Annotated in this window: 12 protein-coding genes; 7 read left to right on the top strand and 5 right to left on the bottom strand. The window is 50.9% G+C overall.

What is annotated here, in order from left to right; translation table 11 throughout:
* Positions 1 to 217 precede the first annotated feature (217 nt).
* Both DZK30_RS12680 and upp read right to left on the bottom strand, forming a co-directional pair.
* A complete protein-coding gene (locus tag DZK30_RS12680) occupies positions 218 to 1261 on the bottom strand; it encodes a PorP/SprF family type IX secretion system membrane protein (protein WP_118974490.1) in 1044 nt (347 codons plus the stop codon).
* A gap of 196 nt (positions 1262 to 1457) precedes the next feature.
* The gene (upp, locus tag DZK30_RS12675; RefSeq protein WP_118974489.1) at positions 1458 to 2108 is read right to left on the bottom strand and encodes a uracil phosphoribosyltransferase; all 651 of its coding nucleotides are present in this window, start codon (positions 2106 to 2108) and stop codon (positions 1458 to 1460) included.
* A gap of 161 nt (positions 2109 to 2269) precedes the next feature.
* Between upp and DZK30_RS12670 the strand changes: the two genes are divergently transcribed.
* The 7 genes from DZK30_RS12670 (at position 2270) to DZK30_RS12640 (ending at position 9496) form a co-directional block, all read left to right on the top strand.
* Positions 2270 to 2911 carry a DUF4294 domain-containing protein gene (locus tag DZK30_RS12670; RefSeq protein ID WP_118974488.1) on the top strand — a complete coding sequence of 214 codons (642 nt, stop codon included), beginning with the start codon at positions 2270 to 2272 and terminating at the stop codon, positions 2909 to 2911.
* An 84-nt stretch (positions 2912 to 2995) separates the two neighbouring features.
* Positions 2996 to 3727: a bacillithiol biosynthesis deacetylase BshB1 gene (gene bshB1, locus DZK30_RS12665; RefSeq protein WP_118974487.1), complete on the top strand. Its 732-nt coding sequence runs from the start codon at positions 2996 to 2998 to the stop codon at positions 3725 to 3727.
* Between the two features lie 222 nt (positions 3728 to 3949).
* The gene (gene rpmB / locus DZK30_RS12660) at positions 3950 to 4186 is read left to right on the top strand and encodes a 50S ribosomal protein L28 (protein WP_118949942.1); all 237 of its coding nucleotides are present in this window, start codon (positions 3950 to 3952) and stop codon (positions 4184 to 4186) included.
* Between the two features lie 33 nt (positions 4187 to 4219).
* Entirely contained in the window at positions 4220 to 4402 is a 183-nt protein-coding gene (gene rpmG / locus DZK30_RS12655; protein ID WP_118974486.1) for a 50S ribosomal protein L33, read from the top strand.
* A gap of 93 nt (positions 4403 to 4495) precedes the next feature.
* Entirely contained in the window at positions 4496 to 4666 is a 171-nt protein-coding gene (locus tag DZK30_RS12650) for a DUF4295 domain-containing protein (RefSeq protein WP_118974485.1), read from the top strand.
* Positions 4667 to 5035: 369 nt separating this feature from the next.
* A complete protein-coding gene (gene priA / locus DZK30_RS12645) occupies positions 5036 to 7474 on the top strand; it encodes a replication restart helicase PriA (protein WP_118974484.1) in 2439 nt (812 codons plus the stop codon).
* A gap of 63 nt (positions 7475 to 7537) precedes the next feature.
* Entirely contained in the window at positions 7538 to 9496 is a 1959-nt protein-coding gene (locus DZK30_RS12640) for a hypothetical protein (protein ID WP_118974483.1), read from the top strand.
* Positions 9497 to 9622: 126 nt separating this feature from the next.
* Here DZK30_RS12640 and DZK30_RS12635 read toward each other — a convergent pair whose 3' ends face one another.
* The 3 genes from DZK30_RS12635 to secY all read right to left on the bottom strand — a co-directional run bounded on the left by DZK30_RS12635 (position 9623) and on the right by secY (position 12384).
* Entirely contained in the window at positions 9623 to 10225 is a 603-nt protein-coding gene (locus tag DZK30_RS12635) for a GNAT family N-acetyltransferase (RefSeq protein WP_162903054.1), read from the bottom strand.
* Positions 10226 to 10232: 7 nt separating this feature from the next.
* The gene (locus DZK30_RS12630) at positions 10233 to 10985 is read right to left on the bottom strand and encodes an MlaE family ABC transporter permease (RefSeq protein WP_240432917.1); all 753 of its coding nucleotides are present in this window, start codon (positions 10983 to 10985) and stop codon (positions 10233 to 10235) included.
* Positions 10986 to 11052: 67 nt separating this feature from the next.
* Positions 11053 to 12384, bottom strand: a complete 1332-nt coding sequence (secY, locus tag DZK30_RS12625; RefSeq protein WP_118974481.1) for a preprotein translocase subunit SecY — start codon at positions 12382 to 12384, stop codon at positions 11053 to 11055.
* Positions 12385 to 12388 lie beyond the last annotated feature (4 nt).

The following is a 12388-nucleotide window of genomic DNA, read 5'->3' as shown; positions in this document are numbered from 1 at the left end:
AACCGCCGAGGACGCAAACAATTGGCGTGAAATACTTCATTAAGGACATTATTCCTGCTAAATGGATATTACTGGTAGCTAACGACGGATCCAATCATTTGCACCTATTGCGGCTACGGCAAGCAGGTTTAAGCGATAAATGGCAACATCCTTACGTTTACGCATAAAAAAAGGCTGCCCGGAAGCAACCTTTTCTTTGTATATGTAAATCTCTTTTTTAGAATTTAGGACAAGCGAAGTTGTATTTTTTACGGGTGATCTTGTTGATGATACCATTGTAGATTACAGACACTTCATAAGCGCCCTGGCCGCTGGTCATGTTCTGCGCACTGGACAAGGTCACATCGTAGCTGAAGCCGATCTTCATGCGGGACCACTCAAAGCCCACATAAGGAGCGATAGCATCGCCATAGCGGTACCAGGCGCCCAGATAGAAGACCGTATTGCGGGTAAACTCGTCATGGCCGGGATTCATTACAAAGCCAACCGCACCACCCAGCAGGAATTCAGAAGCAGGTCCCTGTTTCTGGTACATCGCGCTCAGGTACATCACCGTATTCTCGTTCATCTCGAAAGAACCGCCAAGGTGGGCAGAATAGCGTGAGTTGATCTTCACGGCGCTACCGCTTTGCAGGAATTTCTCTTCGGGACGGGTAAAATGGTAGTAAGCAAAGCCACCGTACAGTGTTGCTTTCTCTGCTACGCGGCCCGAGTACATGATACCGGCGTTAAAATCGGGATAAGTGAGGTCGGCATTACCGAAGCTTTCGGCAGATGTTCCCTTCAGGTAGCCTTCGGGCATATTGGGATCGAACTGATCGCCGAAAATAAGCTTATCAAACTGGATACTTTTTTGCACCAGGTATCCCTGTACGCCCAATGATAAGGTATGTTGCTTGTCCATACCAAATGCTTTGTGGTAAGCAACCGACAGTCCGACGGTCGTATTCTGAAGGCCACCGGTACCCGACCGGTCGTATAAGCCCAGCACACCGATACCGAGGGCGTCGCCTTCGGGAAGCTTACCGCGCAGCGTGGGAATATCGAAAGCCACCGTTCCGCTCATGTAAGGATTATCAGATACCGTGTACCACTGGGTCCGAAAGTTTGCCGATGCGCGCCAGTCATTTTGAGTAAGTCCCGTCTGCGCAGGATTCAATGTCAGCGGTGACGTGAAGTATTGGGTGAAATGCACATCCTGCGCCTCCACACCCAAAGAAATACCTGCCAGAGCCAACGCGCTTAGTAATACTTTCTTCATGATTTTTATTTATCGGGGATGACCAATTTTTCTTGTCAATTGTGCACAAAATAGCACAAAGGAAGATATTATACAATAGACAGCGAAAAAAAATTTTGTGTTGGGCATTTTCGCTTTTTATTAGTACGAAAACACCCGGAAATTCAGGCATTTGCAACCGGAGCTTAAAGCCTACATGCTTATGTTCCGCAGAAAGTCACCCTTGCTGCTTGCTTCCGAAAGCCAGGTCGCCGGCATCGCCCAAACCAGGCACAATATAGCCCTTAGCGGTCAGCTCATCGTCAATATCACCGGCCCAAATATCGCAGTCGGGGAAGCGGCGCAGCACATTTTCGATGCCTTCGCTACAGGCAATTGCCGTAACAATATGAATGTGAGCTGGTTTGCCATAGCCCATCAGCGTCTCCAGGGCGAGTATAAGCGAAGCGCCGGTAGCCAGCATAGGGTCGGCAATGATGAGCACGCGACCTTCCAGCGCAGGGCAGGTAATATAATGCTGTTCGATCTCAAAGCTGCCATCGCGATGGTGCTTGCGATAAGCGGCGATAAAAGCAGAGTCGGCCTGGTCAAAATAATTCTGCAGACCCTGGTACAAGGGCACACCTGCCCTTAAAATAGTGGTGAGTACGGGTTGACCATTCATGACATTCACCATCGACTCGCCCATGGGTGTTTGCACCAGCCTTTCGGTGAAAGGAAGGTGCCGGCTCAATTCATATGCAGCCACTTCGCCGATGCGTTCCATATTACGGCGGAACCGCATCCGGTCCTTCTGTATCTCCATATCCCTTATCTCGCTCATCCATTGTGACAGAAGCGAGTGCCGCACGCTTAAATTATAAACCATTATGCTGTGAAATTTGACTGCTAAAGAACTATTTTTTCAGCAGAACCGGAAATAATTTACCGCTAATCTTTACTGGTTAAACCCGCTGGCATGCTCCTGGTCCAAAATTTCGCATTCTCATAAATTAGTCAGAACTTTATATTTTGAATGTCCCCAACGACATGAACCGATTGTTGAAAGCCTGTTTTTTCCTGATCGCGATCCTGGTGCCCGTATTCAGGTCAGGCGCCCAAAAGGGCGTCAATGACACCATTCTGCTCGGCGGGATACAGGTGGACAACCAGGTCTACCCCATGCTTTTTATTGATGAAGTAGAGATCACCAGTACGTTTACCGACCCTAAACGACGCGAGGAGATACGCCGGCTCCGCTACAATGTGTATAAAGTATATCCCTATGCGGTAACCGCTGCGTTTGTGCTCAATAAAGTGGATAAGGAAGTAGCTGTAAGGACCAAGCGGAAAGACCGCAAGCAATACCTCAAGACCGTTGAGAAGGAGATGAGCAGCCGCTTTAAGGATGAGCTGAAAAATCTTTCAATGACCCAGGGCCAGATCCTGGTTAAGCTGATCAACCGGCAGACGGGACGGGATTGCTATAGCGTGATCAAAGAAATTAAAGGAGGGCTGAATGCCCGTATTTACCAGACCGCGGCATTCTTCTTCGACAATGATCTCAAAGCCCAGTACGATCCCTATGGTAAGGACAAAGACATCGAGATGATCGTACAGGAAATAGAATCCAAAAACTATTACCAGTACCAATACCTGCTGCAGCAGAAGCGGCTGGCCAATGCGCCATAGCCATCTAGTCTGTTTATATCCATTTAAGCCCTTAATTTTGCGCCCGTCTTCCGCGCTGTTAAAGCGGGAGCATCTTCAACGCGCATGAAACTGCATATACTCGCTATAGGTGCCCACCCCGACGACGTAGAACTGGGCTGTACCGGCACCCTGATCAACCATATACAAAAAGGACAAAAGGCCGGGATACTGGACCTTACCGAGGGAGAGCTTGGTTCCAGGGGCTCCGTTGAGAGCCGGTACGAAGAAGCAGCCGCATCGGCCGGGGTGCTGGGGCTCTCGATGAGGACCAATCTGCAGATGGCCGATGGTTTTTTCCAGAACAATAAGGAGCACCAGCTTAAGATCATCCGTATGCTCCGCCGCTTCCAGCCCGATATCGTGCTGGCTAACGCGCTGGCCGACCGACACCCGGACCACGGGCGTGCCGGCCGCCTGATCGCAGATGCCTGCTTCTTTAGCGGACTACGCAAGATCGAAACCGATTGGGAAGGTGAGGCACAGCTGCCATGGCGTCCCAAAAAGGTGTTTCACTATATCCAGGACCGGTTTACTGAGCCGGATCTTATTGTCGATATCTCCGGCAGCTTCGAGCAGAAGATGAAAGCCATAAGCTGCTTTAAAACCCAATTCTTCAACGACGATTCGGGCCAGCCCGAAACCTATATTTCCAATCCCGGCTTTCTCGATAAGATCCGCAACCGGGCCAGCCAACTCGGGCATCGCATCGGTGTGGCTTATGGAGAAGGTTTTACGGTCGAATCGCGCCTGGGCGTAAGCGATCTCGACCAGCTCATCTACCCCGACCTGGTATGATCCCCGGCATTGCCTTGGGTGTCTGCTTCCGGGCCTATTAAGGTCCATCCGGCATTTCCGGAATATTAATAGCTTTTTTTTCAATGTTTCGCACAAAGAAGCGTATCTTTGCCGCCTTCCGGTAAATCGCGAGCCAGGAAGAAAACGAAAAAAATATTCTGGAAATATTTTTTGCCGTTTCCAAAATAATTCGCACCTTTGCAGTCCAAAAAAAATTAAGTCATGGCTCGTGTTTGTCAGGTAACCGGCAAGAAACCAATTACAGGTCACAAGGTTTGTTTCTCTAATAAGAAAGCAAAACGCCGTTTTTTACCCAATTTACAGACCAAACGTTTCTTCCTGGTTGAAGAAGACCGCTGGATCACAATGAAAGTGTCTTCTGATGCTATTCGTACCATTAATAAAAGAGGTCTGTTCACCGTAGTATCAGAACTGCGTGAGCAAGGCGTTGCAATCTAATTTATTTTATATTATTATCAATAATTACCCAAGATGGCTAAAAAAGGAAACCGCGTTCAGGTGATTTTGGAATGTACCGAGCATAAGACCAGCGGCATGCCCGGCACGAGCCGTTACGTCTCACAAAAGAATAAGAAGAATACTCCTGAGCGTATTGAGCTGAAGAAATACAATCCTATTCTGAAGAAAGTAACCGTTCACAAAGAAATCAAGTAATTGAACAATAGGCAGATAGGCAGATGTGCAAATTCGGAGTGATTTGTATGATTTGCTGATTTGCACATTTGCTAATTTTTCAAACAAAATATCATGGCTAAAGCAGCAAAAACCGCGATCAAGAAAGACCCGAAAGCTAACCTGGAGGCAAAGAACTATACGAAGGTGATCAAAACCGTTCGTAGCCCCAAAACAGGCGCTTATTCTTTCAAGGAAGCGATCATTCATAAAGACAAAGTGAAGGATTTCTTCGAAGCGAAGTAATTTTTTCCCCACATCGATTTTTGGGTAATCGAAAAAGCAAGCCTCAAGGGGTTTGCTTTTTTTTGTTACAACCATTTTGCTCCTACAGACATTTTGCTCCTATGGAGCAAGACCATAGCTGGTTTATTTATCCTACAGACATTTTGCTCCTATGGAGCAAGACCATAGCTGGTTTATTTATCCGACAGGCATTTTGCTCCTACGGAGCAATTTTGTGAAGGATTAAGCTGCCGCCTTTACCTGGCTTTGCTTTTCCCGGATCGAACCTAAGCCGCAACGCTTTGAAAACCTTATAGGACTTGCCTATTGCCCGTTACTTGACCGGTCCTGGTTTTATCCGTAACTTGCAAGGCTAAATTCATACCCGTCTTGCAGTTCGCCGACGTAATATTACCGCTTAATCTTCCCCGCACGCTTACTTATGGCATTCCCCTGCAATGGCAGAATAAGCTCTTGCCCGGCATGCGCGTAGAGGTAAGCCTGGGGCGCAATAAGATCTATTCCGGCATTGTGCTGCAAACACACGATTTCCGGCCCGAAAGCTACGCCGTAAAGCCTATACGCAATGTGATCGACGAAGACCCGGTAGTCTATCCGCTGCAGCTGCAATTTTGGCAATGGGTAGCGCAGTATTATCTCTGTGGTATAGGCGAGGTGATGAATGCCGCACTGCCGGCCCATCTTAAGCTCATGAGCGAGTCGCTGCTTATCTGGAACGAGGCTTTTAGCGAGCCGCCGCTCAATCTAAGCGATGCCGCCTTCATTCTTGCAGAAGCGCTGCATATCCGCAAACAGCTTACCATTGGCGAAGTACGCCAGCTGCTGGAAGGAAAGAATACGGCGAAAGCCATCAACGAACTGCTGGAGCGGGAAGTAGCCACTGTAGCCGAAATACTGGAAGAGCGCTATAAAGCCAAGGTGGAGCGCTACGTATTCCTGGAAAGCCTGTATGAAAAAGAGGAGCTGCTCAACCTGCTCTTCCGCGACCTGGAGAAAGCGCCCAAACAGCTGGTATTACTCATGACTTTTTTCCAATTACGACAACAGGAAACTGCTGTTGCCGTACCTGCGCTCCTCAAAAAAGCTAACGCTACAGCCTCCCAGCTGAACAGTCTTATCGATAAAGGCGTGCTGCGTTCGGAATACATTCCCGTGGACCGCGTGGGCCTTCTGGAACAAAAAAGCCCCTCTGCTTTCAGCCTCAGCCCGGAGCAACAGACGGCGTTGGACCAGGTACGCCTGGGCTGGGAAAAGCATAATGTTGCCTTGCTGCATGGTGTTACCGGTAGCGGTAAGACCCTTATCTATGTGCGGCTCATCAAAGAGGCTCTGGAACAGGGCAGGCAGGCATTGTTCCTGCTGCCTGAGATCGCGCTCACCACGCAGGTGGTAAACCGGCTGCGGGCCTACTTCGGCGATGAGCTGGGCGTATACCATTCCCGCTTTACCAACAACGAGCGGGTAGAGATATGGAATAAGGTAAAGGAAGGCAAATTTAAAGCGATCATTGGTCCGCGTTCGGCGCTGTGGCTGCCCTTTAAAGACCTGGGCTATATTATCGTTGACGAGGAGCATGATCCCTCCTATAAGCAATACGATCCGGCGCCGCGTTTCCATGCCCGCGATGCCGCGGTATACCTGGCCGGTCTGCACAAGGCAAAGGTGCTGCTGGGCTCGGCCACCCCATCGCTGGAAAGTACGGCTAACGCCCAGCAGGGCAAGTATGCTTATGTACAGCTAAAACAACGCTACAGGGGCATTTCACTACCCGATATCGAGATCGTCTCGGCTAAGAATGTGCAAGCGGCCTTATCTCCATTATTGACTACCAACCTGCTGGACAGGATCACGGCTACCTTGTCGGCCGGCAAACAAGTGATCCTTTTCCAGAACAAACGGGGCTACGCGCCTTTTCTCATATGCGGCTCCTGTGGCTGGGTGGCGCACTGCAAAAACTGCGACGTATCGCTTACTTACCATAAGGCCACCGACAAGTTGCATTGCCATTATTGCGGTACCCGGTCGGCGCCATTCAAGCATTGCCCGCAATGCGGTCACATGAAGATCGTGGCCAGGAGCTTCGGAACCGAAAAGATCGAAGAAGAGCTTCAGCGCATCTTTCCCAAAGTAAAGACGGCCCGGATGGATTGGGACAGTGTAAAGGGAAAGAACAAGATGTCGCAGCTGATCGAAGATTTCACAAAGGGTCGTATCGATATCCTGGTGGGCACACAAATGATCGTAAAAGGGTTGGACTTTGAAAACGTAGGCCTGGTAGGTATTCTAAGCGCCGATAGCCTACTCAGCTATCCCGACTTCAGGGTCAACGAGCGGGCTTTTCAGCTGATGGAGCAGGTAAGCGGGCGTGCCGGCCGGCTGGACGGGAAAGGTCAGGTGATCATCCAGAGCTACGACCTGAAGCATCCCGTGCTGCAATGGGTAAAAGAGCACGATTTCCGCTCCTTCTACCAAACCGAATCGGCGTCCCGTCAACAATTCGGCTATCCACCATATAGCCGTATGATCAAACTCACCTGCCGGCATCGCGATGAGGAGCGCACGGCATCGGCTGCCGTATCGCTGGCCGAAGCATTGCTGCTGATAAAGGGTATCGATATCCAGGGGCCAGCGCCTGCGCTGGTACCCCGCGTGCGCAACTACTACCTCCAGGAGCTATGGCTGAAGCTGCCCAGGGACAACCAATTCCTGCGCCAGGCCAAAGAGCAGATTGCTGTGGCTATTAATTCCGTGCTGCAAAAGCGAGGTAATTCGGCTTTGCAGATCATTACAGATGTAGATCCTGTATAGTTGTGTTCCTTATCTTTATCCAACCGGCACGCCTTTCAGCGAAGTCCTCCGGTATCCTTATCTATGTTCAGAATTTTCCTGACCGCATGCTTAAGCTTCCTGATTACCTGCCCGCTCTTCTGCCAGGAAGTATCGCCTTGTCTGCATGCTGCAGGTCTCGTAGGTATCAGCTGCCCCAAAGGCGTAGATGCTTCGGTCGATGACGCCTGGTGCGCCGGCATTGCCCGGCAGATCGCCCGTAGCTTTAATGCTGAGGGATTGTCGTCCTGGATCACACCTGGCCGGTGCTGGGGCTGGATTGGCACGGAAGGCGGCCGCTACGAGGAGCAGGCAATCCCGCCCGACTTAACGCCGGTCAACTGCACACCACCCTACGACAGGTGCTATGGGAATTACTGCCCCGAAAAATATTGCAGTGTGATCAAAGCGATGACCGGTCTTAAAGCCTCGATCATCCTCAGGGCGGTCAATACCTGGGGCAGAGACGATGTACTGAGACCCGGCACTGCCTTTTACCGGGGTATGCAGCAATTGGTCATCGATATTAATGCCGCCTACGATTGTCAGGGGCTACAAAGACCGGTAATCCAGGGAACGATCCTGGAGCATATTGAAAAAGGGGTGAATGTGGTTCCGATTCCCGTTGCTATTATTATGGCCTGCAGGAATGAAAAAGGATTTGAAAAAAAATATTACCTCGACGCCGGGGGCAATGCGCGTACAGATCTCCATTTCGATTTTGACCGCATCAGGAACAAGAAACGAAAGCTGCCACTCGCCGATTGTCCCGACATTACCCGGATAGAAGCCAGGATGTGGTTCTACTATCTGGCCAGGATGTATATCGACATGGGCTATAAGTCGATCCATATGGGTCAGCTGAATGAATGGGGACGCCTCGACCAGCCCCGATACAAGCATACCGCTACCGTCCTGGCCGCGATCAGGGCTTATGCCCGTTCCAGGCATACCTTTGTTCTGTTGACCCAAGAGAACTTCAGAGCGCTGAAATACCCGGGTACCGATACCTTTATGTTCGATTACGATAGCCGGGCACTGCGTATCAGGGAAGTTACCGGGCCGGAGGTTTGCGGCGATTTTAACTGTAATACGGTACCAGTCGATTACCTCAGCCATACACCTTGTGCCGGCGAAGGCTTTCCTGCTGTGATCGACTCCTGCGTGCTTTGCGCGCAGGGCAATTCGGGCGGTTACCAGCCGGTATATGGCACCTATACACCCTTTCAGCCCTATAATACTTATTTCGATTTCGGCCCCGGCAACCACCCCGATACGGGCAAGGCCTCATCGGGCTGTGATCCGAATCCGCAATGGGGTACTTGGGGCTGGGACGACACCAAATGGTTTGCGCAAAAGATAGGAGCGCCCTGCAGAGCGTTCTGGATCAGCGATGCGATAGGCCGGCTCAGGCAGTATCACAATGGCTTCGGCTTTATGACGGCACCCGGCCTGCTGCTCATCCCGATGCCTGAAAACGGCGACCGTTATCTCAGCGGGCATAATCCTACTGCCGGCGCTTCTTATCTGCTGGCAGATGAAGACCCGGTCATGCGGGCCGTAGCGGCACAATGGTCACCGGCAAATGAGGCGATGATCTTTATTGAGCGTGTGGGGGATGAAATACCTGAAAAGAAGTCTTATACATTCCGGGTACAGGGGGCAGACCATACGACGCTCTACACCTGGCATATACAGAACCCCGATGGCAGCTGGCAGCCCCATGCTTATGGCCTGGCCCGTAGCTTCGAACCAACAGCAGACGGTACGTACACGATCTATCTGCGCCAGGATAACCTGGGGGGCTACGCAGATCGCAGCACCACAAAAGTAATTTCCTGTAAGATCAAGCTGGGCCGGCAAGACAACCATTCCCTGCCTGCGCCGCTACAGGATCCTATTCAAACGGCCTACCCTGCGGGCAGCATCCCCTACGAAGCCAACAAAGACATGTCGGCATATGACCGTTATGTAAAGGACCGGGCCGACACTACCCCAAAATAAGGCCGGCGGTTGTATGGGTTCATCCTGCACAACGGGTGCAAGCGGCAGGGCTGGCACGGAGGCTATTTGAAGTACGGTCCGGAGCTTCTACTTTTGGAAGATGAGCGTGGCTAGAGCAGTTGGAAGCTAATCACAGGACGCCGCGATATAGGGCCTGTAGCCAACCATAGCGCACACCATACCTTTTACACTACCAGGACCTGTTTGTCTCGTAGCAAACGCAAGGCTGTAACCGGGGACTGCCGGCCAGCATAGGATGCTCAAATTCAAGAGCGGTTTCATGCCACTTTTCTGCATTACCCTAATGGAAGGCTCATTGACCAATGGGGCAACCGCTTTGATGTTATCCAGCTTTAGTGTATGAAAAGCATGCTCCAGGCATCTCTTCGCACCTTCAGTGGCATAGCCTTTGCCCCATGATGCTGCAGAAAGCCGCCAGCCGATCTCGGTACAGGGTGTGAACGGCGCCTCGTAAGTGATCCAGGACAGGCCGATAAACCCAATGAACTGTTTCTCATTCAAGGTCTCTACAGCATAGAAGCAATAGCCCTTTTCGGCATACATATTGCGGAAGCGCTGCAGCGCCGCAGCCGTTTCGGCCATAGTTTGTAATGCAGGAAAATGCCGCATCACAGCGGGGTCGCCGTTGATCGCGGCCATAGCCGGCAGATCTTCGTCGGTCCAGGTACGGAAGCCAAGACGCTCGGTGGTGAAAAGATAAGGAGACACCGGCATGTTATAGCATCAGCATAGTGATCACGTAATCGGCAAAAAGGATCATGATACAACTGACCACCACAGAAGTGGTAGATGAGCGTCCGATCTCAAGTGCGCCGCCCTCTACATTATAGCCATAATAGGCAGGCACGGAAGCAATGATGAAGGCAAAAGTAAAGGCTTTGACCATGGCCACCAGTATACCAAATGATTTGAACCCTTCGACCAGGCCATAGGTATACTGCTCGCTGGACATGATACCTGTAAGCAGTCCTGTAACAAAGCCACCGGCCAGACTGAGCGTGATCGCGATCACAATGAGGCAGGGGATCATGATGAGGGCAGAAATCAGTTTGGGCATTACCAGGTAGGATTTGGTATTGATCCCCATGATCTCCAGGGCATCGATCTGCTCGCTTACCCGCATATTGCCCAGCTCGGACGCGATCTTGGATCCAACCACACCTGCCAGCACTATGCAGATGATGGTGGGGGAAAGCTCGAGGATAACAGAGTCCCTTACAACCTGGGCCATAACGTACTTGGGGATAATGGGACTGATGAGCTGATAGGCCGTCTGCACGGTCATTACCGCACCCAGGAATACCGAAATGATAATAACGATGGGCAGGGACCGGAAACCGATATCGATGCATTGATGCATGAACTCCTTCCAATACACCTTACCATTCTCGGGCCGGCTGAACATGCCTTTGAGCATGAGCGTATACCGTCCCAGGTGTTCTAAAAATAAGCTTATCATCTTGAGCATAGGTACAAATATAAATGAAAAAAGCGCCCCGGTGTTGAGGCGCTTTTCACATATATTAAACTATCATTTAGATCGCAACAGGTTGGCGTCCGGAAATACGGCCGGTCTTCATCAGACCATCGTAGTGACGCATCAACAGATGGCTTTCAATTTGCTGCAGGGTATCGAGCACAACGCCCACACCAATCAGCATGGAAGTGCCGCCAAAGAAGCTGGCAAAACCGCTGGTAACGCCGCAAAGGGCAGCGATGCCGGGCAGAATACCCGCAGCAGCCAGGAACACGGCGCCGGGTAAGGTAATACGGTCCATAATAGCGCCGATATAATCGGCAGTAGGCTGACCAGGCTTGATACCGGGGATAAAGCTGTTGTTACGCTTCAGGTTCTCGGCCATCTCGGTGGGATTAAAGATGAGCGCGGTGTAGAAATAGGTGAAGGCAATCACCAGCACAGCGTAGATCACGTTATACCACAGGGAGGTATGATCGGAGAGCGAACGCATGAAGTTGTTGCCGCCACTGTCTTCGCCTGTAGCAAAGCCGGCGACCATAGCAGGAATAAACATCAGCGCCTGAGCGAAGATGATAGGCATTACGCCGGCAGAGTTTACCTTGAGGGGGATAAAGTTGCGGGAACCACCGATCTCTTTAGCGGCATTGGTGCCAACGATACGGCGCGCATAGTTGAGGGGGATGCGGCGCACACCTTGTGTCAGGAGTACGAGGCCGATGATCACGGCTACGAATACAGCAAGCTCTACCAGGAAAAACAGAAGCTTGTCTGTTTGCTGCTTAGAGGTGAATTCCTCTACAAGGGAGTGTGGCAGACGGGCCAGGATGCCGACCATGATGATCATGGAAGTTCCGTTGCCGATACCTTTATCCGTGATTTTTTCACCCAGGTACATAACAAACAGGGTACCGGCTGTGAGCACAACGATGGTAGAGACGTAGAATAAAAGGCCATCGGTTACAATAGCACCGTTGGTTTGCGTACGGAGGTAAGCGATGTAGGCAGAAGCCTGGAAGACCGTTACCAGCACCGTGAGGAAACGCGTATACTGGTTCATCTTGTTCCGGCCGCTTTCTTCCTTCTGCATCTTGGCAAACTGTGGGATCACAATACCTGCCAACTGCATAAAGATAGAGGCAGAGATGTAAGGCATTACACCCAGGGCAAAGATCGAAGCATTACCGAACGCACCGCCTGCGAACATATTGATCAGGCCCAGCAGGCCCTCCTGGCTTTGGCTTTGCCCCAAGACAAGCGGGTTAATTCCGGGAAGCACGATATAGCTACCGACACGGTAAACGAGGATCAGGCCCAGCGTAAACAGGATACGCTTACGAAGCTCTTCGATGCTCCAGATGTTCTTGAGGGTTTCAATAAGTTTCTTCACAAAA

This window comes from Taibaiella koreensis (assembly GCF_003545715.1).
Lineage (GTDB): Bacteria > Bacteroidota > Bacteroidia > Chitinophagales > Chitinophagaceae > Taibaiella > Taibaiella koreensis.
The sequence above is the reverse complement of the archived record's forward strand: the minus strand, read 5'-3'. Positions and strand labels throughout refer to the sequence as shown.